We start from the raw sequence: 24990 nt of genomic DNA on the forward strand, positions 1-24990 counted from the left end.
GTTTATTTGTGTCGCATATGGTAGAATAATTGAATATACGAAGGCAGCGGCGGGCCGGGCCCGTGCTGCGCGCAGCCGGCGGCGGACGCGGCGTGCGGGAAAGGAAGTTTTTATGAAGCATGCAAAACGCATCGCGGCGCTGTGCCTTGCGGCGGCGCTGTTTTTAACAGGGTGTGCCTCCGGTGCGTCCGGCTCCGCTGCGTTCAGCCCGGAAAGCCCCGTCACCGTGACGGTCTGGCACTATTACAACGGCCCGCAGCAGCAGGCGTTTGCGGATCTTGTCAATGAATTCAACGAGACTGTGGGCCGGGAAAAGGGCATCGCGGTACAGCAGTCCAGCCAGGCCACCGTGACGGATCTGGAGACCAGCGTGCTGGCTGCGGCCAACCGGGAGGTGGGCGCGCCGGAGGTGCCCAATATTTTTGCCGCCTACGCCGACACTGCCTATGCGGTGGACCGGCTTGGCCTTGTGGCGGACCTGCGTCCCTACCTGACGGACGAGGAGCTGGCTGAATATGTGCCGGGCTATCTGGAGGAAGGCGCGTTTTCGGGCGAGGGAACGCTGAAGATATTCCCCATCGCAAAATCCGTGGAGCTGCTGATGCTGAATGCGACGGATTGGGAAAAATTCGCCGCTGCCACGGGCGCGGATGACAGCGCCTTTGCCACTGTGGAGGGCATTACCGAGACGGCGCGCCAATATTATGAGTGGACGGACGCTCAAACGCCGGATATTTCGGACGACGGAAAGGCGTTTTTTGGCCGCGACGCGTTTGCCAATTACATGATCATCGGTGCGCGCCAACTGGGCGTGGAGCTTCTGCGTGTGGAGGACGGCGCACCGGTGCTGGATTTCGATAAAGATGTGGTCCGCCGCCTGTGGGACAATTACTATGTGCCGTTCATCAACGGCTGGTTCGGCGCGTCCGGGCGCTTTCGCAGCGACGACATCAAAATGGGCAATATCATCGCCTGCGTCGGATCCTCCTCGGGCGCTGCCTATTTCCCGGATGAATGCATCCTCAGCGATACCGAGAGTTATCCCATCGAGATGCGCGCCTACCCATGCCCTAAATTCGAGGGCGGGGAAGATTTTGCCGTGCAACAGGGCGCGGGCCTTGTTGTGACGAATGCCGCTCCGCAGGAAGTTGAGGCTTCGGTGGAATTTCTCAAGTGGTTCACAGAAGCCGGGCGAAATCTGGAATTTTCGCTGGGTTCCGGCTATGTGCCGGTGAAAAAAGAAGCCAATGAAATGACGTTTGTGGAACAGGCGATGGACGCGGCAGGCGCCAGTTCCAAAATGCGCGCCATCATCACGAACGCTATCGGCATGACGAGCGAGAACCAGATGTACACTACAAAAGCATTCAGGAACGGCACTGCGGCACGTGCCATCCTCAACGATTCCATGGTGGAAAAGGCACGGGCGGACCGCGAGGCGTTCCTTGCGCTGACGGCGGAGGGCATGCCGCACGAAGAGGCTGCCGCGCAGTTTGTAACGGATGAAAATTTCGAGGCGTGGTATGAGGAGACGCGCACGGCGCTGGAGATGTGCATCGCGGGCTGACAGACAGATAATGGCTGGAAAGGCGGGACAGCGGATGAATGGGGAAAAAAGGCGCAGGCATGGGCGGTCGATCCGCCGCCGCCTGCTCGTGCCCATATGCTTGCTGCTGACGGTCCAGGTGGCCGTGCTCATCGGTGGAGTTTATTTTTCAGGCCTGCTGGAACGCATGGACGAAAATGCATACGCGGTGCTGGACCAGCGCGTACAGAGCCGGGCGGGCTATTTGGAAGACGATATGGTGCGCCGCTGGTCCAACCTCAGCCTGACGCAGGAGGTATTGGGCGAACTGTACGAGGGCCTTGTGCAGGACGGCTCCGTCACGCCTGGAGAGCTGGCGTCGGACCCCGCCCAGTACAACGCGTTTCTGGAACAGGCAGCGCCGGAACTCGTCTCTCTGATGCGTACAAACAGCGTGACGGGGGCTTTTGTCGTACTGAACACGCAGACGTTCCCGCAGGAACTGAGCGAGAGCCTGCAATTGCCAGGGCTTTACCTGCGCGACAGAGACCCCTCCGCCCACACCAGCGCCGGCAACGGCGATCTGCTGCTGGAGCGCGCGCCGCTGGAACTGGTGCGCGGCCTCGGCATCGCCATGGACAGCAACTGGAAGCCGATGTTCGTGCTGGAGGGGGACACCGCGCGGGCCGATGCCTGCTTGATAAGACCCTACAACGCGGCGGTGGAGGACCCGTCCCTTGGCTGGGAAAATGCGGGCTATTGGGCTGCGCCGCACACGCTGAGCGGCGATAACATCCGTCTGATCTCTTATTCGGTTCCGCTCATCGCGCCCGACGGAACGGTGTACGGTGTTTTGGGTGTGGATATCCTCGAGGACTACCTGCTGCGGTTGCTGCCTTACGACGAGCTTTCAGAGGATCACGGCAGCGCTTACATCTTGGGCGTGCGCGGCGCGGCCGACCCGGAAGCATCCGTCCGGCCGCAGGTGGTGAGCGGTCCTGTCTATCTGGCGGCTTCCGGGTTCAGCACCGTATATCTGGAAAAGGAGAGCGCAGGCCTTTACACGCTGGAGCGGGGCGGCGGCGAGGAGATGTACGTCTGCTCCGCCGTGCTGAACCTGTACAATACGAACACGCCTTTTGCAGATGATCAGTGGGTTCTGCTGGGGGCGGTGCCGGGCCGCACGCTGTTCGCGCTCAAGCACGATACGCTGCTGATTATGCTGGCGCTGCTGGCATCCATCGTTCTCACCAGTCTGGTGACGATCCTGATCACCGTACGTTCGGTTTCGCAGCCCATCGTCAAGCTGGCGGCCGAAGTGCGCGCGACGGACCCGGCGGTTCCCGCCCGCCTGCAAAAAACGGATATCACAGAGCTGGACGCACTGGCGGGCTCCATCGAGACGCTCAGCGACGAAGTGCTGCGCGCGGGCGGCAAGTTCACCCAGATCCTGGAGATGGCCAGCGTGCGCATGGGCGGTTTTGAGGTGGACGGCCGGGACGGCACGCTGTTCCTCACCGACCAGTTTTTCGACGTATTCGGCCGTCCGGAGCTGGCGAGCACCGTGCGCGGCCCACAGTCCTTCGAGAGAGCGATGGATGCCCTGCACGTCTATGTGACGGAACGGGAAAAAACCGACGACGAGCATACGGAATACATTTTCCGCATGCCGGAGCCGGACGGCGTGCGCTGGGTGCGTATGCGCCTGCTGCGCAGCAGTTCCCGCTGGACGGGCCTGGCCGAGGACATCACCAGTGACAGGATGTCGTTGGAACGCATGGAATACGAGCGTGACCACGACGTGCTCACCGAGCTTTATAACCGCCGCGCATTCAAACGTATGGCGCTGGCGTTGCTGGCCCGAGGGCCGCAGGCGGCGTGCGTGGGTGCGCTGGTGATGCTGGATCTGGACAACCTGAAGTATATCAACGATACCTACGGCCACGATATGGGCGACGCCTATATCCGCTGTATGGCCGCGAGCCTTCCCAGCCCCGACGGGGAACGCTGCCTTGTGGCACGCATGTCCGGCGATGAGTTCTTCGTGCTATTCCACGGTTATGACACACAGGAAGAAGTGCGCGGGCAGATCGCCCTGCTGCGCCAGCGTATGACGCGGGCTTCGCTTACGCTGCCCGACGGCGTGCGCCAGCCGGTGCGGGCTTCCGGCGGCGTGGCTTGGTATCCGGCGGACAGCGACCGGTTCGACGAGCTGGTGCGCTATGCGGATTTCGCCATGTACCAGGTGAAGAACAGCGGCAAGGGCGAATTTGCGGAATTCGACGGCGAGGCATACCGGCGTGACGCCTATCTGGTGCAGAGCCGCGGCGTGCTGCACCGTTTGCTGGAGCAGCGGCTGGTGGATTACCACTTCCAGCCCATCGTAGAGGTGAGCACGGGCCGCATTTTTGCTTACGAAGCGCTGATGCGCCCCCGCACGCCGGAGCTGTCCTCGCCGCTGGCCGTGCTGGAACTGGCGCGGCAGGAGGGCAAGCTGCGCGCGGTGGAGACTCTTACCTGGCATACGGCCATGGGCGCATTCGCGGCGCACTGCCGTGCAGGGCACGTCCCGGAGGGCTGCCGCGTATTCATCAACTCCCTTTCCAACCAGGCCATGCTGCCCGAGGATACGGCGCGGTTTCATCGCGAATACCGGGACTACCTGTCCCGCGTCGTGCTGGAACTGACGGAGGTCACGCGCATAGACGCCGATCTTCAGGCGGTAAAAATGCAGGCATTGAGGCGCAGCGGCGGAAAGCTGGCGCTGGACGATTACGGCAGCGGCTATAACGGCGAGGCCATGCTGCTGGCTGTGCAGCCGGATTATGTGAAAATCGATGTTGCCATCGTGCGCGGCGTGGACCAAGACGACGACAAGCGCCAGCTGGTAGAAAATCTGGTGTCCTACGCCCATGTGCGAGGCATAGCGCTGGTAGGAGAGGGTGTGGAAACGCGTGCCGAGCTGGAGGCTCTGGCTGCGTTGGGCGTGGATTATGTGCAGGGCTATTTTCTGGCCCGCCCGGCTCTGCTGCCGCCTCCCGTCACGCCGGAGGGGGCTGAATGTCTGCGTGCGCTGCGCGGGGAAATGGATTGACCGCCGCCGGGCAGAAAAGCGGAAAACAGAACAGAGCGCCCCGGCGCGGCCTGAAAAGGCCGCCGGGGCGCTCTGCTTTCGTTCGGGTCGCGCCGCTCAGAAGTTGGCAGTGAAAAATTCCCTCAGCTCCTGCAGGGTGGCTTCTTCGTCTTCACCGCTTACTTCTATGGTCACAGTCTCGCCGCATTTGGCCGCCAGAGCCATCACGTTCAGGATGCTCTTCGCGTCCGCACTGCGTGTGCCGCATCGGATGACGACGGAACAGGGCGTTTCGGCCAGCCGCTTTGCCATCATACCGGCGGGACGCATGTGCAGGCCCATCGGGTCGGTCAGGGTATATGCAAAACTCACCAATGCAAACCGCTCCTTTCCAGCCGCGCAGAACTGCGCGGAGCCCAGGCAAACGTCTTGATTACTCTTCTACTATACAATAAAAGGAAGCGTATGACAAAGGGGTTTTTGTGTTTTTTTGCGGTGGCGCGGCGTTTTTATCCCGCCGCGCGGGGCGGTTCCTGCGTGTCGCCCGTATCCGGCATGCTCGGCATCCGCCCATGCCCGCGGGCGGGCTGCCGGGTTGCAGGGTGGGGGATGGCGCCGCTGCGCAGCAGCGCAAGCTTTGCGCAGGCCGGGCCGGTCAGCTCATACAGTACAGCGGAGGAAAGGATGATGGTAGCCAGCATCGTGCCTTCGGCCGCAGGCAGCATGCGTTGGCCCAGCACGGCAAGACCGATGGAAACGCCGGCCTGAGGCGTGAGAGCGAGGCCCAGATATTTGATGATGGACGGGTCGGCGCGGCACAGCGCCGCACCGCTGCTGGCCCCCGCGTATTTGCCTGCGATGCGTACGAAGAAATAGGCCACGCCGATAACGCCCGCCGTTGCGAGGGACGGGATGTTGAGACGCAGGCCGGAAAGCGCGAAGAACAGCAGCAGGAACGGCGGAGAGAATTTGTCCATCCGCTTGAACAGACGCTTTTCGCCGCCCAGGTTCACATAACCCGCGCCCAGTGCCATACAGGCCAGCAACGGTGAAATGCCCAGTGTCGAGCACAGCCCGCTCAAAAACAAAAGCACCGCGTTGACGAGTACCAGTGTGTGTGCCTGGGAATGCCCCTGCCCGGCAAGCCAACGCAGCAGCACGGCCAGCGCCAGCCCCAACGCCACCGCCCCCAGATTCCACAGCAGGGGCAGCGCCACGTCTGCAAACTGTATATGGCCTGTCTGCAGCGCGTTCACCACGGCGGTACAAACGCTGAAGGCGGTCAGGGCCACCGCGTCGTCCAAAGCGGTCACCTGCAAAAGCAGGTTGACGAAAGGTCCTTTGGCGCGGTACTGCCGGATCGTCATGATGGTGGAGGCAGGGGCCGTGGCGCAGCCGATGGCGCCCAGCAGCAGTGCAAACGGCACGGACAGGCGGAATACGAAGATCATCGTCAGCGTGACGGCCACGGCGGCACACAGCGCCTCGGCCAGTGTGACAGCCAGCACCTTTCCGCCGGAACGCTTCAGATCCGCGATACGGAAATACCGTCCGGCGGAAAACGCGATATAGGAGAGCGCGAGATCGGTGACGAATTCCATGCCGCCGGACAGCCATGCGGGGATCAGGTTCAGTGCATACGGTCCCACCAGGATACCCGCCAGAATATAGCCCGTCACGTTGGGTAAATGCAGGCGCCGCGTCAGGCGCGTCATCAAAAAACCGGCTGTCAGCAGAATGGCGACGCCCAGTAATACGCCGCCCGCGCTTTGCGGCAAGGTAAAAATGTTCATCAAGCACACCTCTTTCTGTTGTGTGCTTGATTATATGCGCACACTGTGATAAAATCAAATTATGACTTTTCATATGCGTATAAAATTTTTTAATGAATTGGGGAGCAAAATGTTTGATGCGAAGATAGAGACCCTCCTGGAGGTCATCAGTGCGGGCAGTTACACACGGGCGGCACAGCGGCTTTCGCTCACACAGCCCGCTGTCAGCCATCATATGCGCCAGCTGGAGCAGGAGTTCGGCATTCATATATTTTATAAGGATAAAAAAGAGCTGCGCCTGACGCCGGAAGGCGAGATTCTGGTAAAATACGCCCGCCGGGCGCTGGCTGTATACCGCAACGCCCGTCAGGCCATCGAGGACAGCCGCATCTGCATGTCACACATCGGGGTGGGCATCACCCACACCGTGGGCGAAAGCTGTGTGCCGCAGGTGCTGGCCGAATACTGCAACCAGACGCCCGGCGTACACATCAATATCGTTACGGACACCATAAAAAATCTTTATGATATGATGCGCTCCTACGAGCTGGACGTAGCCATCGTGGACGGGCAGTTCCCGGCATCCGGCTACACCGAAGTGCTGCTGGATACCGATTACCTGTGTCTTGTGGTGTCGCCCATCCACCCGCTGGCACGGCGTGCCAGCGTCGCCATCGGCGCACTGCAGGGCGAGCGGTTCATCATGCGTCCCAAGGGAGCGGGCACGCGCTCGATGTTTGAAAGTTATCTGTCCGAATGCGGGGCGGATATCCGGGACTTCAATATCATCATCGAGATGGACAGTGTCGCCACCATCAAGGAGCTTGTCGCGCAGGATCTGGGCATTTCCGTCATCGCCCACAGCGCCTGCCGCGAGGACGAGCAGGCGGGCCGCCTGGCAGTCGTCCCGCTGGAGAAGCCGGGCATGGTGCGGCGCATCAATATGGTGCATCATCAGGATTTTTCCCATCCGGAGATCCTGGAGGAGCTGCGCCGTCTATATATCGGCCGGCGCTGAGCCGGGGGAGGCACGGAAAAAGGCAAAGAAATAAAAGAAGCGTCCGGGGAAAAAGCTTGAAAAAGGGGTGGAGAATCCCTTTTTCATTTAAAATAACCCCGCGACGCCCCGCAGGGCCAGTGCCGAGGCGCGTAAAAGCGAAGCTTTTTCGACAAGCTGAGGCAGGGCTTTACGACCCTGCCTTTTGATGTTTTACACTGCAAAACGCGAGGCTGGCTCACAGGTCCAGCGCGGCAAAGCTGTGCATGGCGCGCCGCAATGCCAGCGCCGACAGCAGCACGTACAGTGCGGCGCCAGCGGCCAATAAGGTGAGCTTTTCGCCCAGGAACGCCGGGTCCGGCGTGTCCAGGCGGTCCCGCACAAAGGGGACGGTGTGGGCGCAGGCCTCGAATACCACCATGCAAAGGGTAAGGGCGCCGCAGCCCCAACCGAAGGCCTTGCCGACCTTGCCCGGCGCGCGGTAGTAGTTTCGGAAAAAGACAAGATTGAACACGCCGTACAGCACCAGCGCGAATCCGAAAAACGCGGTGTTCGCGTCCATGCCCACAAGGTTTTCCGCGGAGACACGGCTGCTGAACACGGCGAAGGGAACGGCGATCACGAGCTGTGCCAGCTGCATCAGCATCACCGTAAAAACGCGCGCCCGCACAAGATCGGTCTTGCGCACGGGCAGCAGCGCCGTGAACTCGATGTCCCGGTTCTCCCGCCCCGTCAGGCAGATGAAAAAGGTGCCCAGGCAGGTGTAAAAGCAAATGACATAATAAGGATAGTTGGGGATGAGCAGCATTGCGGAAAGCAGCAGGAACAGCACCGAAGCCGGATGCATGGCCAGCACAAGCTCCTTGCGCATCAGGTTTTTCATAGGCCGCCGTCCTCCTTTTCCAGATGTACCATAATATCCTCCAGCGATGCGGGCGCGGTATCGGCGCCAAGGCGGGGCGCGTCCTCGGCCCGCAGCAGAGCGCTGAAGCCTTCCCGCTCCCGTTTGCATCCCAGCAGCAGGCCCTCGGGCGCAGCGTCCCGCTGCGCGGCTGTCAGTGCGGCTGTGCGGTACCGGGCGCGCAGTGCGTCCGCGTCTGCGTCTGCCGCCACCTCGCCCCGCCGCAGGTATACGATGTGGTCGGCGCATTTTTCCAGGTCGGAGGTGATATGCGTGGAAAACAGGATGCTGATGCCTTCGTCCTGGGCAAGCTGGAGAAAGATCTCCAACAGTTCGTCCCGGGAAACGGGATCCAGCCCGCTGGTGGGTTCGTCCAGCACCAAAAGCCGCGCCCGGTGAGAGAGTGCCAGAGCCAGGGCGTACTTTACCTTCATGCCCTCGGAAAGCTCTTTCACTCGTTTGTTTTCATCCAGCGCGAACAGCGCGAGATACCGGCGGTAAGCCGTCTCGTCCCAGCTCGGATAAAAGCGGCGCGTTACATCCGTTACAGTGCGCAGGCGCTTAAGGGGATAAAACCCGAAGCCTCCGGACGCAAACCCCACCGCCTGCTTGACGCCGAATTCATCCGCGGACAGCGGCCTGCCGAAAAACAGCGCCTCGCCGGCGTCGGGGTGTACAAAATCCAACAGCGATTTCAGCGTTGTTGTTTTTCCGGCGCCGTTGCGGCCGATGAAGCCCGTGATGGAACCGGGCGCAACGTCAAAGGAAACGTCCCGCAGTGCAAAAGAGCCGTACCGCTTGCATAATCCGCGAACAGAAAGCACGTTCATTTTTCTGCCTCCAATTCGCCGTCCGGTGCCACGGGAGGCTCCTGCTGCACGCTGAACACGGCGTCCACAAATTTCATATATGCGTCATTCTGCACGATGGCGATGCCCTGTTTCACGTCCGCCATAAGCAGAAGCGTGTCTCCTGGCTCAATGCCGAACAGCTCCCGCGCTCCCTTCGGGATGACGATCTGCCCTTTTTCGCCTACCTTGACAGTAGCCATGTATTTCCCTTTTGGCATTTTCATGCTCATAAACAGCCCTCTCTTTCTTTAATAAAATTCTTAAAAATATAACTTGTATAACTTATTATACTTTTATGAAACGAAAAGTCAACAATACCTTTTCCGGAAAAACAGAAATATTTGTTCTAAAAAACAAAAGCGCCGCCGGACGGTCTTCCCGTCCGGCGGCGCCGGAATGATATTTTTGCGGGACGGCGCGTTACAGCATTTCACCGTCCTCGTCGTCCGTCATAAATTCGCGGCTGCTCACGCGTTTTGCCATGCGCTCAGCCTCCACCATGTCGGAGAGCGTTTCCTTTACCTGTGCCGCGTCCTTCACCCAGGCGATATCGAACTCCGGCGTGGACTTATCTGCCGAGCAGCAGTGGATGGTGCCAAGGCCGAACATACGCTCCCACAGCGAGCGGCGCAGCGTCACGTCCATAATGCGGTACAGGCGCACCTCATCCTCCTGCGTGTTCAGCATGCCGGTGTGGATGAGCAGCTTTTCTTTTGTCAGCGTATATTTCGTAAAAGTCCATGGCAGGCCGAATGCGATGCGTTTTCGGTCGCTCCAAACGATGCCGCCGTTGTCTGCGTTTTCCATAGCCAAAGCCCCCTTTTGGTGTTATTGTACCAAGCCGGTGCGGCAAAATCAACCAAAGCAGAAAATTTGTGTCGGACATTTTGTCTGCCGCCCAAGGAAACAGCGCGTTTCAATTGGTGTTTTCCGGAACCAGCTTCCCAAAGAGACTGGCGGACAGCCCGCTCTTTGGTTTTTATGAGAGCTTCAGGGACAGCGAATAATTGCAGGGGATCATTCTTTAAAGGTTTTTTCTACCAGCCCGGCGTATTCTGCGTAAGCACAATGATTCTTCAGTTCTGTGAGGCATTCGGTAATGCGTTTGTAATACCAGTAGTGTTCCTGTTTATCTTTTTGGTTGAATCTTTGCCATAACCGCTCTCCGTAAACAAGCTGATCCCGGTAAAGGGAACGGATATTGGAAAGCTTATCGCCGAGCGTTAACATTTTTACTTCTATGGAAGCGTCCCTCAAGTGATCTATTGTTTCCTGCTTACGGATTTTCCAGGTCGATCCGGCAGGCAGATCTTCTCGTTTGTTTTCGCTTTCTGCAGCGACCAAAGCGGCGATCCTTTCCCCAAAGGCTTCTTGAATGCATTCTGTTGTGGCGGCGGTATCCTCCACGACGTCGTGCAGAACAGCGGCTGCTATGACTTCTTCATCCGTTGTCAGAGTGCCTACAATAGACGCAGCCTCCAAGGGATGAAGAATGTAGGGGACCTGCGTACCCTTTCTCACCTGGCCGTTATGAGCCTTTACTGCGTACACGATTGCTTTATTTAATATTTCTCCCATGTTTATACCGCCTTTTTCCGGTGAGATGACAGCAAAAATAAAAAAGTTACATTCCAAAAATGAAATGCAACTTTTTTGGTGGGAGAGGATGGATTCGAACCATCGAAGCGAAGACGCAACAGATTTACAGTCTGCCCCCATTGGCCACTCGGGAACTCTCCCATATTCAATAAATGGAGCTGGTGGACGGATTCGAACCCCCGACCTGCTGATTACAAATCAGCTGCTCTACCAGCTGAGCTACACCAGCGTGGAAATCGGCTTGCCAGCTTCATATCCTTTATATGCGCCCAAAAGAAGAATCATGGCGCTTAAATATAATATCAATTCCTCCGGCCTTTGTCAAGCCCCTTTTTTACCGGACGGAGAAAACTTTTACGGGAGCGCGGTACGCGCCTTTCCTCTTGCTTTTTTTGCCGCGCGGCTCTAAGATAAAAGAGGAAGAAAAGCGCCGCGCAGATGCGGCACGGCACACAACTGAACAGAGAAAGTGAGAGAACAGGAATGGAACCCTCTAAAGTATATTTTACAGACATGCGTGCGCTGCCGGGCACGAACCTGCAGCAGAAACTCAAGCGGCTGATCCTCAAAGCGGGCATCGGACAGATCGATTTTCAGGATAAATATGCCGCTATCAAAATCCATTTCGGCGAACCGGGCAACCTTTCTTACCTGCGGCCCAATTTTGCAAAGACCGTTGCGGACGCCGTGAAAGAGCTGGGTGGCCGCCCGTTTCTGACAGACTGCAACACGCTGTATGTGGGGCGCCGCAAAAATGCGCTGGACCATATCGAAGCGGCTTATGAAAACGGGTTTTCGCCATTTTCCACCGGCTGCCAGATCATTATTGCAGACGGCCTGAAGGGGACGGATGAGGTGGACGTGCCCGTGCGCGGCGGCGAATACATCCGGGAGGCCCATATCGGCCGCGCCGTGATGGATGCGGATATATTCATTTCGCTGTCCCACTTCAAAGGGCACGAGAGCACGGGCTTCGGCGGCGCCATCAAGAATATCGGCATGGGCTGCGGTTCGCGCGCAGGAAAGATGGACATGCATTGCGCGGGTAAGCCGGACGTGGACAAAAGCGTTTGCCGGGGCTGCGGTGTGTGCATGAAAAACTGCGCGCACGGAGCCATTGCTTTTGATGAAAACCGCAAAGCGGGCATCGACCACGGCAAATGTGTGGGCTGCGGCCGCTGCATCGGTGCATGCAATTTTGACGCCGTATACAACGGCAACGATTCCGCCAACGACGAGCTGAACTGCAAGATGGCCGAGTACGCCAAGGCTGTGGTGGACGGCCGCCCGGCTTTCCATATCAATATCGTCAACCAGGTTTCGCCTTACTGCGACTGCCACGGTGAGAATGACACGGCTATCATTCCGGACGTGGGGATGTTCGCCAGCTTTGACCCTGTGGCGCTGGACGTAGCGTGCGCGGACGCGTGCAACCGCATGCCCGTGATGCCCGGAAGCCTGCTGGACGAAAACCTGCGCGCCTGCGGCGCCCGTGACCATCACGACCATTTTACGAATGTTTCTCCCAATACAGATTGGCGCTCGTGTATGGAGCATGGGGAAAAAATCGGTTTGGGCACACGCAGCTATGAACTGATTACAGTCAAATGAAGAAGCTTTTGAGCGGCGGGGATACCCGCCGCTTTTTTATGCAGAGCTTCTTTCTGCACTTTGTACAGAAAACAGTTTGAATTAGCATGAAAATGTCAGTTTTTATTTAAAATATACAACAAATATCCATTTTTAAGGATAAAAATATATTTTTCATTTTTTGAGTTTATAATCTAATAATGAAAATTTTTACCTTATTATAGAAAATATGGAAATTTATTTGTTTTATAATTATGAAAAAAAGATATCAAAACAAATGATTTTGTTGACTTTTTACAATTGTGATGATAATATCAAACCGTTGCAGGAAGCAGCATAGCTTCCGCTTCTTCACATTTTGCTGCATGGATAATCCATGCGGCGCGGCCTTGCGCAGATGCGCGGGCCCTGCTGCCTGCGGCGGCGGGAGGCCCGGCGGCGCACATGCCGCATTGCAGGAGGTTCCGGCGGCGTGTGGGGAAAAATGCAAATGAAAAGGAGAGAAACGTATGAAAAAAGTACTAGCGATCCTTCTGGCGGCGTGCCTGGCACTTTCTCTGGCGGCATGCGGCGGCAGCGGTTCTTCCGCGCCTGTTTCCACAGCGCCGGATACCTCTGGCTCCGCGCCGGCTTCCGCGCCTGCGGCGGCCGACGGCTCCATCGCCGTTTTCTATTACACGTACAGCGACACATATATTTCCACGGTCCGCACCGCGTTGGACGCGGAGTTGGATAAGCTGGGCGTTGAGTACCAGGACTATGATTCCAACTCTCAGCAGAATACCCAGACCGAGCAGGTTGATACTGCCATCACGAAAGGCGCTACCTGCCTGATTGTGAACATCGTCGAGACAGGCTCCGACGACGCGGCGCAGGGTATCGTGGACAAGGCGAAGGCAGCGGACATCCCCGTGATCTTCTTCAACCGCGAAGTGTCCGACGCCGTGGTGAACAGCTATGAAAAATGTGCGTTCATCGGCACTGACGCGGCCGAGGCCGGACACATGCAGGGCCAGATGATCGCTGATTATCTGCTGGCGAATTATGACGACGTGGACCTGAACGGTGACGGCACCATCTCCTATGTCATGTTTAAGGGCCAGAACGCCAACCCCGAGGCCGAATACCGCACCCAGTACGCCGTCGAGGACTGCGACGCTGCGCTGGAGGCCGCCGGCAAGCCGGCGCTGACGTTCTATGACGCCAACAACGCCGACAAGTTCCTGGTGGACCGTAACGGCACATGGTCCGCGCAGGCTTCCAACGAGTATATGACGACGATTCTGTCCGAGTACACCGAGGCCAATAACAACATGGTCGAGCTGGTCATCTGCAACAACGACGGCATGGCCGAGGGCGCCATCACAGCGCTCAAGACCGCCGGCTACAACGCCAGCGCGGACAAGGCCATCCCTGTGTTCGGCGTTGACGCCACCGATGCAGCCAAAGAGCTGATCGCCGCCGGCAGCATGGTCGGCAGCATCAAGCAGGACGCCGAAGGCATGGCGGCGGCCATTGCGCTGCTTGCCAAGAACGCCACCAGCGGCGCGGCCCTGATGGACGGCACCGACAGCTACAATGTGGATGATGCCAGTGCCAAGATCCGCATCCCGTACGCCGTTTACACCGGCTGATAGACCCGATCAAGCAAACAGCAGGAAGATAGCTGCCTCTACGGGCGGCTATCTTCCTGCTTGAATCTGAGATTTTACGCGGAGGAGAGGCCGAATGGAGAACAACAACAGCGTTCTGCTCGAAATGAAAAATATCTGCAAGTCCTTCCCCGGCGTCAAGGCGCTCGACAATGTTTCGCTGACGGTAAAGCGCGGCACGGTGCATGCACTGATGGGGGAAAACGGGGCGGGCAAGTCCACCCTGATGAAGTGCCTGTTCGGCATTTACAGCAAGGACAGCGGGCAGATCCTGCTGAATGGGAAGGAAGTCAGCTTCAAAACCTCGAAAGAGGCGCTGGAACACGGCGTCGCCATGGTGCATCAGGAGTTGAACCAGGCACTCAAGCGCAATGTTATGGACAATATCTGGCTCGGCCGCTATCCCACGGTGGGGCCCTTCACGTCCGAAAAAAAGATGCTCGCTGATACGGCGGCGATTTTTGATGATTTGGGCATCCATGTGGACCCGCGCACCATTATGAGCACGATGCCCGTGGCCCAGCGCCAGATGGTGGAGATTGCCAAAGCTGTCTCGTACCATTCCGACGTCATCGTGTTCGACGAGCCCACCTCCTCGCTTACTGAGGAGGAAGTGGAGCACCTGTTCCGCATCATCAATATGCTGCGGGACCGCGGCTGCGGCATCATTTATATTTCCCACAAGATGGAGGAGATCCTGCGTATCTCCGACGAAGTGACCGTCATGCGCGATGGCGCGTGGGTCGCCACAGAGCCGGCGGCGGAAATGACGATGGAGCGCATCATCAAGCTGATGGTGGGCCGTGAGCTGACAAACCGCTTCCCGCCCAAGGACAACGAGATCGGCGGCGTGCTGCTGGAGGTGGAGGGCCTGACGGCCATGCATTCCAAGCTGCGCGATGTTTCCTTCAATGTACATAAGGGCGAGATCGTCGGCCTCGCCGGCCTGGACGGCTCCGGCCGCACCGAGGTGCTGGAAAATATTTTCGGCGTGGCTACCCGCAAAAGCGGAGTCATCCGCCTGCACGGCAAAGAGGTGAAGAACCGCCGTGCCCGCGACGCGATCAAAAACAAGTTCGCGCTGCTCACCGAGGAGCGGCGCGCCACGGGCATCTTTGGCATTTTGGACATTCAGGAGAATACCACCATCTCCAGCTTGAAGAAATATAAGGTAAAGGGCCTGTACCTCAGCAGAAAGAAGATGGAGGAGAGTACGGAGTGGTCCATTCGGGCCATGCGCATCAAAACGCCGTCTCAGGATACGAAGATCCGTTCGCTTTCGGGCGGCAACCAGCAGAAAGTCATCCTGGGCCGGTGGCTTCTGACAGACCCCGAGGTGCTGCTGCTGGACGAGCCCACCCGGGGCATTGACGTAGGTGCAAAGTACGAGATCTATCAGCTCATCATCAACCTCGCCAAAGAGGGCAAGGCCGTTATCATGGTGTCCTCGGAAATGCCGGAGCTTCTGGGCGTGTGCGACCGCATCCTTGTAATGTCCGGCGGGCGGCTCGCCGGAGAAGTGGATGCAAAGGCCACGACGCAGGAAGAGATCATGACGCTTGCCGCCAAATACGCATAAGGAGGAATCACTGTGGGAACGAATGCCAAACTGACCATCAAGCAGCGCTTGGAAAACTTCAAAGCCATGGAAAAGGAGGATAAGCGGCGCTGGTGGGGCGAGTTTTTCATTGATAATTCGCTCTATATCTTCCTTATTGCGGCTATCATCGGCATTGCCGTCTATAACCCGAACTTCGTGTCGATGAAATCCATCATCAACATCGTTTCGCTCTCGGCCGCGAATCTGCCCATTGCGCTGGGCATCGCGGGCGCGATCATTCTGACAGGCACCGACCTTTCGGCCGGGCGCGTTGTGGGCCTGACGGCTTGCGTGGCGGCTTCGCTGCTGCAGATGGCGGAGTACCCCAATAAGATGTTCCCGGGCATCGGCACTGTCCCCGTGCCCATCGTCATCTTGGCGGTCATTGCCATCGGCGCGCTGGTGGGCGCTGTCAACGGCTTTTGTACGGCCAAGTTCAATCTGCACCCGTTCATTGTCACGCTGGCCACCCAGCTCATCGTGTACGGCACGCTGCTCATTTACCTGATGCAGGGCAACAACAACGGGCAGTCTATCTCCGGCTTGGATAAAAGTTATACCAATCTCATCACCGGCAGCATCCTTTCGGTGCCGGACGGCAAGGGCAATATGGTCCCCATCCCCAACTTTGTGTGGTATGCCATCGTAATCACCGTCGTGATGTGGTTCGTCTGGAACAAGACGACTTTCGGCAAGAACATGTTCGCCGTAGGCTCCAATCCCGAGGCTGCGAACGTCTCCGGCGTGAACGTCGCCGCCACCACCATTCTGGTTTTCACGCTGGCGGGCGTGATGTACGGCTTCACCGGCTTCATCGAGGGCGCGCGCATCGGCGCGAATACGGCAAACACCGGCTTGAACTATGAGCTGGACGCCATCGCGGCCTGCGTCATCGGCGGCGTCTCGTTCGTCGGCGGTATCGGCAAGATCCGCGGCGTCATCATCGGCGTGGTGCTGCTGCGCATTATCTTCGTGGGCCTCACGTTTATGAGTGTCTCGTCCAATCTGCAGTACATCATCAAGGGCCTGATCATCCTTGTGGCCTGCGCCATCGATATGCGCAAGTATCTGGTACGCAAGTGACCGGAGGGCGCCATGGAAGAAGAACACCGCTCGGAAGGCACGCTCCGGGACACTGCGCCCGAGCCGCGGTACCGCGGCTCGAACAATATGTACCGCGGCGTGACGATATCCGTGAAGGCGCTGACCGGGGCGATTTTGGCCGGTCTGGCCGCGCTTGCGCTTGCCATCGTGTTTCTTGCGGGCAGCGGCGGATTCACCGTTACGTTTGAAACCGACGGCGGTTCCCAGGTGCCCGCGCAGACCTGCCGCTACGGCGAGCTGGTCCAGCGTCCCGAGGACCCCGTGAAAGAGGGATATGTCTTTGACGGCTGGTATTGGGACGTGGAACGTGAGCACAGACCCTGGGATTTTGCGCAGGATACGGTGGAGGACAGCATGTACCTCTACGCGCGCTGGCAGCCCGTGCCGTAAATGCGGCGCCGCGCCGAATCAAAGCTTAAAGGGCCCTGTACGGTTTTCCGTACAGGGCCGCCGTGTTTTTCCGCCCTTATGCTTTCCTTAGAATTGCGCGTTAGGATACAGCTGCGGAAGCAAAAAGGAGTGGAGAAAACATGAAAAAACAAAATGGAATACGCGCCGTCCTGTGGACGGTCCTCATGCTGGCGGCCGCTCTGACGGGCTGCTGTGCCGATGGAGAGAACGTCTGCACGCTGGACCCGGCGGACCCGGCACGCTTTACCTGCGGCGGGGTGGAATATATTACGCTGCGGGAGGCTGTGCCGCGTGATGCAGTGGGGCGCAAGCTGGGCGATATCCAGACACTGGCGGCGGTGGACGGGGAAGGGCGCGTCGTGGATACCTGCGGTGTGACGCTTTCCTTCTCTGCTTTGGCCCGGCTGGAGGAAAGGCTGCCGGAGGGCGGGCGCACCGTGCAGGTGCTGAACGTATGGGCGCTGCCCGGCACGACGGACGGCGCTGTGGCCGTGATGGTGGACGGCACATTCCGCCGCGCAGTACCCGCGGATGTACTGCCGCCGGAAGCGGAGGTCCTCAGCTTTGCACGGCAGGCCGGGGGATACGGGGAGGCCTTTGCGGTGATGCCGGAGGACTGCCGCAGGCTCACTTGCGGAGAGACAGTCTACCTTGTCACAGATACACCCGTTGCGCCGGAGGCGCAGGGCGCATATCTGGGCGTGCTTGCCCGCTCCTGCGTGTTCGATGCGGATACCGGGCGGGAACTGACGCGCGCGGAGCTGGAGCATATCGAACCGGTGCCGGGGCCGCTTTCCGCCCAGCGGCGGGAGAGCCGCGTGTACGGCGCGGTGTACGCGCTGGAGGGAACGGACAGCGGATCGGCTGTGGCGGTAGAGGTGGACGGCGCATTGCTGCGGGCCGAAGCGGAGCGGCGCGCGCCGGGCGCGTCCTGACGCTGCCATCCGGGCGGCCCTTTGCCGCATCCCTGCCGGAGGGCTGGCGCAAAAAAAGGCGCTCTCAACAGCCGGAATGGCTGCGGAGCGCCTTTTTTGTTTTTCCGCGGGCCTATTTCCGTACAGGCGCAGGCCCGGTGCTCTCCCGGACGATCAGCTGCGGACGCAGCAGCACCTTGCTTACGGCAACACCGTTCATCAGACTGTCCAGCAGGCTGAACGCACTTTTGCCCAGCGCCAGCCTGTCCTGCCGGATGGTGGTAAGGGGCGGTTCGCAGCCGGCGGCCAGCGGAAGGTCGTCGTAGCCCATCACGCTCACGTCCCCGGGCACGCGCAGGCCCAGACGCCGCAGCTCGGCCAGCACCCCTCGGGCGATGCCGTCGCTGGCGCACAGGATGGCTGTCGCGCCCTGCGCAAGAAAATGCGGCACGTATTCGCGCGCACAGTTTTGTTCATAATACCCATAGGCCATCATCCGTTCGTCGGCGGAAAGCCCGCACAGCCAGGTGGCGTGCAGGAAAGCCAGCCGCCTTTCCTCAGACACCATTGAATCCCGCGTGCCGTTCAAAAAGGCGATTTTCCGATGTCCCAATCCGGCCAGATGCCGCATGCCGAGCTCCACGCCCTCCCAACTGTCGGTGCCCACATATCCGACGCTGGCGTTGGGAACGCAGTTGTCCAGCAGCACTGTGGGCGTGCCAGTGCCGGCCAGCGCACGCATGTATGCATCCTGCGGCGTCAGGCCGAGAATGAAGGCGCCGCCGTATCCGCCCTCCAGCAGCAGGCTGCCGTATTTGGTGCGCGCCTGCGCCTCGGGCGTGGTGGGCAGCACATCCACGGCCCATCCCCGTGCCGCGGCCGCCAGCCGGAACCCGGCCACGATCTCGTACCCGAACTGGCCGATGTTGGCGTATTCCATATTTTCCACCAGCACACACACCTTGGGCTGTGCCTGCCTGCGGGCACGCTTGGCCGCATAGCCCATTTCCACCGCCGTGTCCAGCACAAGCTGGCGGGTCTCTGCGCTCACGTCCGGCGCGCCGTTCAATCCTTTTGAAACCGTGCTCACCGCGATTCCCAGCCGTTGGGCAATGTCTCGGATCGTCACCAAGCGCCGCGCCTCCCTTCGTTGTCCGATATCCTGTTTAGTATAACCCGCACCGCCGCTCTTTGCAATGGGAGAGAAAGAATATTTTATTGAAATATCACAAAATACGTCTTGACGAAATCCGTATCCAATGCTAACATGGTGGTGTTCTACGAAAATTTGCGAAAATAAATTGCTTTTATCCCGCGGCGGCGGTTCAGGAAAGGAGTTTTTCCATGAAAAGAGATATTCAGATACTGACGGGGCAGGTGCTTGCGGCCGACTGCCGGAAAACCATTGCCCAGGCTACGCCCCGTGAGCTGTACAACGCGGTGTCCAAAGCAGCGCTGGACCTCGCTGCGGACGCATGGAAGCGCGCGCCGGGCAAGCGCGTGGCGTACCTTTCGGCGGAGTTTCTTGTGGGACGCCTCGTTTACGCCAATCTGCTGAACATGGGCCGCCTGGGCGAGGTGCAGCAGATGCTGCTGGACGCGGGTGTGGATGCGAACGTGTTTGAAGAGATCGAGGACGCGGCGCTGGGCAACGGCGGCCTGGGCCGCCTGGCCGCGTGCTTTTTGGATTCCGCCGCCACGCAGGGCGTGCCGCTGGACGGCTACGGCATCCGGTACCAGTACGGCCTGTTCAGGCAGTATTTTGAGGATGGCTTCCAGAAAGAGACCGCCGACGACTGGCAGCGCTTTGGAGATCCATGGAGCGTTCGCCGGGAGGAGGATGCCGTCACCGTGCAGTTCGGCGGGCAGGCCGTGCGCGCCGTGCCTTACGACACGCCTGTCATCGGCTACGGAATGAAAACCGTCAATACACTGCGTCTGTGGCAGGCCGAGCCGTTCCAGGCATTCGATTTCAATTTGTTCAACGCCCAGAAATATGCCGCCGCCGTGCGCGAGCGGGACGCCGCCGAAGATATCAGCCGTGTGCTGTACCCCAACGACGACACCGACGCAGGCAAGCGCCTGCGCCTCAAGCAGCAGTATTTCTTCTCCAGCGCGTCGCTGCAGGACATGGTGCGTGCTTACCGCGCGGCCCATGGCGGGGATTTCACCCATTTTGCCGACGCATACGCGGTACAGCTCAACGATACCCACCCCACAGTGGCCATTCCCGAGCTGCTGCGCCTGTTGGTGGAAGAGGCGGGCATGCGTTTTGCCGACGCAGTACAGGTGGCCCACGATACCTTTGCCTACACCAACCACACCATTATGCCCGAGGCGCTGGAAAAATGGGATCAGAAGCTGTTCCGCGGCGTGCTGCCCCGGGTGTATCCGTATGTGAAAAAACTAGACGCGCTGCTGCGCCGCACGCTGGAGCAGAGGGGCGTGCCCATGGGCGAGGTGTCCCGCTATGCCATCCTGGAGGACGGCATGGTGCATATGGCGCGTATGGCCATCTTTGCCACCCACTCCACCAACGGTGTGGCGCGCCTGCACACTGAGATATTGAAGGACACCGCTCTGCACGAATGGTACGAGCTGTATCCCGAGCGGTTCAACAACAAGACCAACGGCGTTACCCAACGGCGCTGGCTGGCGCTGGCAAACCCGGAACTGGCGGCGCTGCTGCACGACGCTGTGGGCGACGGCTGGCTGACAGACCTCTCCCAGCTCAAGCGGCTGGAACCCTGCGCGGACGACCCTGCGTTTCTGGCGCGTTTCATGGACGTCAAGCGGGAGAAAAAACGGCAGCTCGCGGCGTATGTGGAAAAGCACGAGGGCGTGCGGCTTCACGCAGACTTCCTGCTGGATGTGCAGGTAAAGCGCCTGCATGAGTATAAGCGCCAGCTTCTGAACGCTTTTTCCATTCTGGACACATACTACGGCCTGAAGGAGGGGCGCATCTCCCGCGCGGATTTCGCGCCCACCGTCTACCTGTTCGGAGCAAAAGCCGCGCCGGGCTATGTGCGGGCCAAGGGCATCATCAAGTATATCAACGAGCTGGCGGAACTGGTGAACGGCGATGCGGACGTGAACGGCCTGATGCAGGTGGTGTTTGTCCAGAACTACAACGTCAGCTATGCGGAAAAGATCATCCCGGCGGCGGATGTGTCCGAACAGATCTCCACGGCCGGCACGGAGGCGTCCGGCACCAGCAACATGAAGTTCATGCTGAACGGCGCGGTGACGCTGGGCACACTGGATGGCGCAAACATCGAGATTGCAGAGCAGGCCGGCGCGGAGAACGAATATATCTTCGGCGCCCGCGCCGATGAGATCGCGCGTCTGCAGGAGGACGGCTACGACCCGAACGCCGTCCTCGCGGCGGAGCCGCGCGCAAAGCGCGTGGTGGAAAGCCTGGTGGACGGCACATTTTCCGACGGCGGCACAGGTATGTTCCGCGAACTGTATGCCTCCCTCACCGAAGGCGCAAGCTGGCACAAGCCCGACCACTACTTCCTGATGCGGGATTTTATCGAGTACTGCGACGCGCGCCTGGCTGTCAACCGGGACTATCGCGACGCGCGGGCTTTCGCGGCAAAGTGTGTGCGCAATGTGGCAAACGCGGGCGTGTTTTCGTCCGACCGTACGATTCTGGAATATGCGCGGGACATCTGGCACGTGTAAACGCATGGGATAAAGCAAAACGGCATGGAGCAAAAGTTCCATGCCGTTTTTTTATGCCTTCAGCATCCGCCAGAGCGTGGTGCGGCTGATGCCAAGGCTCTGCGCCGCACGGCTTTGGTTGTCGCCGCTTTTTTCCAGTACCATTCGGACGATCTCCCGCTCGATGAGGGCCAGCGGCTGGGAGAGGTCGAGAGAGGCGGCGGGGGAGGCCGCCGTATCCGCGTCGGCGGGCGCAAGGGAAAGCTCCGCCTGCAGGGCGGCCTGAACGTCCGACAGCCGGATTTGTGCATCCGTGCACAGTTCCGTCAGCCGTTCCATCACGCGGTGGAACTGCAGATAGTTCTGCGTCCACGGATACTGGCGCAGCAGCGTAAGCGCATCCGCGTCGATGCCGCGCCACTGCCTGCCGGTGTCTATCGTATGGCGGTCCAGATACAGGCTGAACGCGGTTTCCACCTGCGCGGGTTGGGCGTGCAGGGAGGAAAGGCAGAGGGGAAAGCAAGACAGGCGGTTGATGAATTCCATTGCCGCTCCGCTGATGCGCCCGTCACCGGCTTCCACACGCGAAAAAATCAGCTGGTTGTGCTTCGCGGTCTGTCCCTCCAGCAGAAAGGCCAGAAGCTGGCGCCACTGCGTATCGTCCAACGCGTTCAGGTTTTGGAAATACAGCGTGTTTTCCGTATCGCAAAGCGGAGAACTGTGGTGTCCCAGCAGATAATTCCAGGTTTTACGGCTCAGCAGGTTACAGTCGATCTGAATAAAAGGGTGGCTGCGACGCGCGCTGCGCAGGTAGATCGTGCGCGCCAGATATTCCTTCCCTGTTCCGGCGGCGCCGAACAGAAACACCGGTGCGCGTCCTGCCGCCGCCTGCAGGATGCTTTGATGATATTGGGCGGTGAGGCCGGTGATGTTATAGATACCGGCGGAGCACGCCTCCTCCAATTGGCTGCAGTTATAGTAGCTGATGCCGTATTTGTCCCCGGCGACAGGGGGTGTGGAAGCGAGAAAATAAAAGGCGGTATAGGCCTCTCCGTCGGAGGGAAGCTGCATCGCTTCAATGTTGTACAGCAGCCCGCGGAACTGCTGCATGACCTTGATGCGTCCCGCGGCGGCCACGCTCTCGATTTTTTCGCGCAGCATGTCCAGCAGCTCTGCGGAGGCGTCCTCCAGCGTGGAAAAAACCAGCTTGCCCGCACGGGTGAATACTACGGTCTGGCTGGTGCGTTTGTGCAGGAGCTGGCGCAGGAACTGGTTTTCGCTGCGCAGCTGGCGGTTGGCGCTGCAGAAAAAAACAGCCTGGTCGAACGCGGCGCGGATGCTTTCGGCGCTGGAGGTGATAAGGAAAGCGTTGACGTCCATCTCCTTGGCGGCGGTGTAGGTGACCATATCGCACAGGACCGAGGCATATTCCTCCCGCCGCAGGTATTGCAGCGTGGTAACGGCCTGGCTGGAGGATTGTATGGTAAATACGTCCAGCTGGTATGGCAGCAGCGTCCGCAGGATGCCCATATCCTGTGTGATGTTGGAATATCCCACAATGGCCACCCGCCCCTCGTGAATGTTGGCGCGCTGAAGCGTGCACAGGACATCGTACACGGTGGTGCCGATCTCGATGACCGGCAGCGAAACGGATTGTTTCAGCAGTCTGGCCGTGCCGCCCCGGGAGATGATCACATCAAAATTTGCGTGGAAGCCTTTCTGCGCGAGCTCCAGCCCTTTGGCCAGATCGCCCACGCTGATGGTCAGCTCCAGGCCGTCGTATTCTTTCGCGGTCTCTGTTAAAAGCGGCACCATCCCGGGATAGGGAGAGATCGCCAGTACTTTGATGGATGGCATTTTCTTTCATCTCTCTTTTGTTTAAAAATGAAACATATTTTTGCTTTATTATAGCGAATTCACAAAGAAAACACAACAAATTTTCTTAAGTGTTTCATAATGAAACGATTTGCGAAGGGATTCTGCATACCAGCATAAAAAATACGCCTGTATAATGAAAATGACGAAAGGTCCGCCGGACAGGGATAAGAGGAGAGCCTATGATACATTTATTTGTAATTGCGGATGATTTTACAGGCGCGCTGGATACAGGCGTACAGTTTGCCTCCTATGGAGCGGCCACGAAGGTCGTTGTGGGGACAGGCCTGCAGGCACTGGAGGCAGACGCGCAAACACAGGTGCTCGTGGTGGATGCCGAGACACGCCACCTTCCGGCGGCGCAGGCATATGATACGGTCTACCGCCTGGTGCGCTGGGCAAAGGAAAAAAAGATCGGATGCATCTATAAAAAGACAGATTCCGCGCTGCGCGGGAATATCGGGGCAGAGCTTTCCGCCGCGCTGGCAGCGGATGGAGGCGACAGGCTCCATTTCGTGCCCGCCTTCCCGAATCTGGACCGCGTCACCCGCGGCGGCGTACACTACATCGGCGGCGTGCCCGTTGCCCAAAGTGTGTTTGGAAAGGACCCCTTTGAGCCGGTGACGCATTCCCGTGTGGAGGATATTCTGCATGAACAGACGGATACACTGTGCGCCTATATCCTCGGCGGCGGTTCCGCAGAGGGCAAAGCAGGCGTGCTGGTCTATGAAGCTCAGACGAACCGGGATATGGCGCAGATCGCCGACCGGCTGGCGGCCCGGAGCGAGACCGGACTGCTGGCCGGCTGCGCGGGCTTTGCATCCGTGCTGCCGCGGCTGTTGCAGCTGTCCTGCCGGGATACCGCGCCGCTGCCGCTCTGCGGCCGTCTGCTCGCGGTCTGCGGCAGCATCAACCCGGTCTCGCTGGAGCAGTGCGCGCAGGCCGAGGCGCAGGGAGCGCCCCGCTTCAGCCTCACGCCGGAGCAGAAGCTCTCGCGGGACTGGGCGGCCGGCGCACAGGCGGGCGAAATGCTGGGAGCTGTGTTACGGGCCTGTTCGCAGGAGCCGGTGGTGGTGCTGGACACAGGCGGCGCGGTGGAGAACGCGGGCGCGGACAAAACCGCAGACCGCATCCAGATCGCCAATACGCTGGGCGCGCTGCTCAAGCGTCTGCTGGACGACGGGCTGGAGAGCACGGTGCTGATCATGGGCGGTGATTGTCTTTTGGGCCTGATGCGCCAGCTGGATGTAACGGAGATCATGCCTCTGTGCGAAGTCGCGCCGGGCGTGGTGCTGTCGCAGTTCACCTATGGCGGACGGCAATGGAACCTTGTTTCCAAATCCGGTGGGTTTGGAGCAAAGACACTGTTTTATGACCTGCAAAACATTCTGGAACGATGGAAAAAGGAACTGCCCGCGGTGTGACGGGGCATGCAGCCTTTCGGACAGGAAAAAAGGAGA

General features: G+C 59.2%; 20 protein-coding genes and 2 tRNA genes. 11 read left to right on the forward strand and 11 right to left on the reverse strand.

From position 1 onward, the window contains the following. Positions 1 to 112: 112 nt before the first annotated feature. Positions 113 to 1567, forward strand: a complete 1455-nt coding sequence (locus tag TQ39_RS11985) for an extracellular solute-binding protein (RefSeq protein ID WP_050005680.1) — start codon at positions 113 to 115, stop codon at positions 1565 to 1567. A gap of 34 nt (positions 1568 to 1601) precedes the next feature. Further along, the gene (locus TQ39_RS11990; RefSeq protein WP_050005681.1) at positions 1602 to 4619 is read left to right on the forward strand and encodes an EAL domain-containing protein; all 3018 of its coding nucleotides are present in this window, start codon (positions 1602 to 1604) and stop codon (positions 4617 to 4619) included. 96 nt (positions 4620 to 4715) lie between these two features. On the opposite strand, the gene TQ39_RS11995 is transcribed toward TQ39_RS11990, so the two are convergent. After that, positions 4716 to 4970: an HPr family phosphocarrier protein gene (locus TQ39_RS11995; RefSeq protein WP_242853488.1), complete on the reverse strand. Its 255-nt coding sequence runs from the start codon at positions 4968 to 4970 to the stop codon at positions 4716 to 4718. Positions 4971 to 5107: 137 nt separating this feature from the next. Beyond that, the gene (locus tag TQ39_RS12000; RefSeq protein ID WP_050005682.1) at positions 5108 to 6391 is read right to left on the reverse strand and encodes a cation:proton antiporter; all 1284 of its coding nucleotides are present in this window, start codon (positions 6389 to 6391) and stop codon (positions 5108 to 5110) included. Between the two features lie 109 nt (positions 6392 to 6500). On the opposite strand from TQ39_RS12000, the gene TQ39_RS12005 reads away from it, so the two are divergent. Continuing rightward, positions 6501 to 7388 carry a LysR family transcriptional regulator gene (locus tag TQ39_RS12005; protein ID WP_009325312.1) on the forward strand — a complete coding sequence of 296 codons (888 nt, stop codon included), beginning with the start codon at positions 6501 to 6503 and terminating at the stop codon, positions 7386 to 7388. A 217-nt stretch (positions 7389 to 7605) separates the two neighbouring features. On the opposite strand, the gene TQ39_RS12010 is transcribed toward TQ39_RS12005, so the two are convergent. The 7 genes from TQ39_RS12010 to TQ39_RS12040 all read right to left on the reverse strand — a co-directional run bounded on the left by TQ39_RS12010 (position 7606) and on the right by TQ39_RS12040 (position 10947). Continuing rightward, entirely contained in the window at positions 7606 to 8250 is a 645-nt protein-coding gene (locus TQ39_RS12010) for an ABC-2 transporter permease (protein WP_050005683.1), read from the reverse strand. Further along, positions 8247 to 9098, reverse strand: a complete 852-nt coding sequence (locus TQ39_RS12015; RefSeq protein WP_050005684.1) for an ABC transporter ATP-binding protein — start codon at positions 9096 to 9098, stop codon at positions 8247 to 8249. Before TQ39_RS12015 ends, TQ39_RS12010 begins: the two co-directional genes overlap by 4 nt. Continuing rightward, the gene (locus TQ39_RS12020) at positions 9095 to 9349 is read right to left on the reverse strand and encodes an AbrB/MazE/SpoVT family DNA-binding domain-containing protein (RefSeq protein WP_009325309.1); all 255 of its coding nucleotides are present in this window, start codon (positions 9347 to 9349) and stop codon (positions 9095 to 9097) included. The genes TQ39_RS12015 and TQ39_RS12020 overlap by 4 nt, the downstream gene beginning before the upstream one ends. A 190-nt stretch (positions 9350 to 9539) precedes the next feature. Beyond that, positions 9540 to 9926 carry a PH domain-containing protein gene (locus TQ39_RS12025; RefSeq protein WP_009325308.1) on the reverse strand — a complete coding sequence of 129 codons (387 nt, stop codon included), beginning with the start codon at positions 9924 to 9926 and terminating at the stop codon, positions 9540 to 9542. Positions 9927 to 10136: 210 nt separating this feature from the next. Then, a complete protein-coding gene (locus TQ39_RS12030) occupies positions 10137 to 10697 on the reverse strand; it encodes an HD domain-containing protein (RefSeq protein ID WP_082052238.1) in 561 nt (186 codons plus the stop codon). Positions 10698 to 10773: 76 nt separating this feature from the next. Beyond that, positions 10774 to 10859 (reverse strand) — tRNA-Tyr (locus tag TQ39_RS12035). A gap of 12 nt (positions 10860 to 10871) precedes the next feature. Beyond that, positions 10872 to 10947, reverse strand: a tRNA-Thr gene (locus TQ39_RS12040). Between the two features lie 254 nt (positions 10948 to 11201). Here TQ39_RS12040 and TQ39_RS12045 point away from each other — a divergent pair. The 6 genes from TQ39_RS12045 (at position 11202) to TQ39_RS12070 (ending at position 18010) form a co-directional block, all read left to right on the forward strand. Beyond that, on the forward strand, positions 11202 to 12329 hold the full coding sequence (locus TQ39_RS12045; RefSeq protein WP_050005685.1) for a DUF362 domain-containing protein: 1128 nt from the start codon (positions 11202 to 11204) through the stop codon (positions 12327 to 12329). A gap of 488 nt (positions 12330 to 12817) precedes the next feature. Further along, on the forward strand, positions 12818 to 13942 hold the full coding sequence (locus TQ39_RS12050) for a galactose ABC transporter substrate-binding protein (protein ID WP_009325305.1): 1125 nt from the start codon (positions 12818 to 12820) through the stop codon (positions 13940 to 13942). Between the two features lie 94 nt (positions 13943 to 14036). After that, the gene (locus tag TQ39_RS12055; RefSeq protein ID WP_050005686.1) at positions 14037 to 15539 is read left to right on the forward strand and encodes a sugar ABC transporter ATP-binding protein; all 1503 of its coding nucleotides are present in this window, start codon (positions 14037 to 14039) and stop codon (positions 15537 to 15539) included. Between the two features lie 12 nt (positions 15540 to 15551). Then, a complete protein-coding gene (locus TQ39_RS12060) occupies positions 15552 to 16643 on the forward strand; it encodes a galactose/methyl galactoside ABC transporter permease MglC (RefSeq protein ID WP_009325303.1) in 1092 nt (363 codons plus the stop codon). A gap of 12 nt (positions 16644 to 16655) precedes the next feature. Further along, positions 16656 to 17054 carry an InlB B-repeat-containing protein gene (locus TQ39_RS12065; protein WP_050005687.1) on the forward strand — a complete coding sequence of 133 codons (399 nt, stop codon included), beginning with the start codon at positions 16656 to 16658 and terminating at the stop codon, positions 17052 to 17054. 140 nt (positions 17055 to 17194) lie between these two features. Next, positions 17195 to 18010, forward strand: coding sequence for a NisI/SpaI family lantibiotic immunity lipoprotein (locus TQ39_RS12070; RefSeq protein WP_050005688.1), 816 nt, complete (start codon positions 17195 to 17197; stop codon positions 18008 to 18010). Between the two features lie 112 nt (positions 18011 to 18122). On the opposite strand, the gene TQ39_RS12075 is transcribed toward TQ39_RS12070, so the two are convergent. Beyond that, positions 18123 to 19118 carry a LacI family DNA-binding transcriptional regulator gene (locus TQ39_RS12075; RefSeq protein ID WP_242853489.1) on the reverse strand — a complete coding sequence of 332 codons (996 nt, stop codon included), beginning with the start codon at positions 19116 to 19118 and terminating at the stop codon, positions 18123 to 18125. A 215-nt stretch (positions 19119 to 19333) separates the two neighbouring features. Between TQ39_RS12075 and TQ39_RS12080 the strand changes: the two genes are divergently transcribed. Continuing rightward, the gene (locus TQ39_RS12080; protein ID WP_050005690.1) at positions 19334 to 21676 is read left to right on the forward strand and encodes a glycogen/starch/alpha-glucan phosphorylase; all 2343 of its coding nucleotides are present in this window, start codon (positions 19334 to 19336) and stop codon (positions 21674 to 21676) included. Positions 21677 to 21727: 51 nt separating this feature from the next. Here TQ39_RS12080 and TQ39_RS12085 read toward each other — a convergent pair whose 3' ends face one another. Then, positions 21728 to 23512 carry a sigma-54-dependent transcriptional regulator gene (locus tag TQ39_RS12085; RefSeq protein WP_009325298.1) on the reverse strand — a complete coding sequence of 595 codons (1785 nt, stop codon included), beginning with the start codon at positions 23510 to 23512 and terminating at the stop codon, positions 21728 to 21730. A 200-nt stretch (positions 23513 to 23712) separates the two neighbouring features. On the opposite strand from TQ39_RS12085, the gene TQ39_RS12090 reads away from it, so the two are divergent. Beyond that, positions 23713 to 24954 (forward strand): four-carbon acid sugar kinase family protein, encoded by a 1242-nt coding sequence (locus TQ39_RS12090; protein WP_050005691.1) that lies wholly within the window; start codon positions 23713 to 23715, stop codon positions 24952 to 24954. Positions 24955 to 24990: the final 36 nt, after the last annotated feature.

The organism is Ruthenibacterium lactatiformans (assembly GCF_000949455.1).
In the GTDB taxonomy this organism is placed as follows: domain Bacteria; phylum Bacillota; class Clostridia; order Oscillospirales; family Ruminococcaceae; genus Ruthenibacterium; species Ruthenibacterium lactatiformans.

What these genes read in the sequence shown, in the direction of transcription:
- TQ39_RS12090 (WP_050005691.1), top strand. Translation starts at nt 23,713, where the DNA reads ATGATACATTTATTTGTAATTGCGGATGATTTTACAGGCGCGCTGGAT.
- TQ39_RS12020 (WP_009325309.1), bottom strand. Translation starts at nt 9,349, where the DNA reads ATGAGCATGAAAATGCCAAAAGGGAAATACATGGCTACTGTCAAGGTA.
- TQ39_RS12070 (WP_050005688.1), top strand. Translation starts at nt 17,195, where the DNA reads ATGAAAAAACAAAATGGAATACGCGCCGTCCTGTGGACGGTCCTCATG.
- TQ39_RS12000 (WP_050005682.1), bottom strand. Translation starts at nt 6,391, where the DNA reads ATGAACATTTTTACCTTGCCGCAAAGCGCGGGCGGCGTATTACTGGGC.
- TQ39_RS12015 (WP_050005684.1), bottom strand. Translation starts at nt 9,098, where the DNA reads ATGAACGTGCTTTCTGTTCGCGGATTATGCAAGCGGTACGGCTCTTTT.
- TQ39_RS12045 (WP_050005685.1), top strand. Translation starts at nt 11,202, where the DNA reads ATGGAACCCTCTAAAGTATATTTTACAGACATGCGTGCGCTGCCGGGC.
- TQ39_RS12055 (WP_050005686.1), top strand. Translation starts at nt 14,037, where the DNA reads ATGGAGAACAACAACAGCGTTCTGCTCGAAATGAAAAATATCTGCAAG.
- TQ39_RS12005 (WP_009325312.1), top strand. Translation starts at nt 6,501, where the DNA reads ATGTTTGATGCGAAGATAGAGACCCTCCTGGAGGTCATCAGTGCGGGC.
- TQ39_RS12065 (WP_050005687.1), top strand. Translation starts at nt 16,656, where the DNA reads ATGGAAGAAGAACACCGCTCGGAAGGCACGCTCCGGGACACTGCGCCC.
- TQ39_RS11990 (WP_050005681.1), top strand. Translation starts at nt 1,602, where the DNA reads ATGAATGGGGAAAAAAGGCGCAGGCATGGGCGGTCGATCCGCCGCCGC.
- TQ39_RS12085 (WP_009325298.1), bottom strand. Translation starts at nt 23,512, where the DNA reads ATGCCATCCATCAAAGTACTGGCGATCTCTCCCTATCCCGGGATGGTG.
- TQ39_RS12080 (WP_050005690.1), top strand. Translation starts at nt 19,334, where the DNA reads ATGAAAAGAGATATTCAGATACTGACGGGGCAGGTGCTTGCGGCCGAC.
- TQ39_RS12050 (WP_009325305.1), top strand. Translation starts at nt 12,818, where the DNA reads ATGAAAAAAGTACTAGCGATCCTTCTGGCGGCGTGCCTGGCACTTTCT.
- TQ39_RS12030 (WP_082052238.1), bottom strand. Translation starts at nt 10,697, where the DNA reads ATGGGAGAAATATTAAATAAAGCAATCGTGTACGCAGTAAAGGCTCAT.
- TQ39_RS12025 (WP_009325308.1), bottom strand. Translation starts at nt 9,926, where the DNA reads ATGGAAAACGCAGACAACGGCGGCATCGTTTGGAGCGACCGAAAACGC.
- TQ39_RS12010 (WP_050005683.1), bottom strand. Translation starts at nt 8,250, where the DNA reads ATGAAAAACCTGATGCGCAAGGAGCTTGTGCTGGCCATGCATCCGGCT.
- TQ39_RS11985 (WP_050005680.1), top strand. Translation starts at nt 113, where the DNA reads ATGAAGCATGCAAAACGCATCGCGGCGCTGTGCCTTGCGGCGGCGCTG.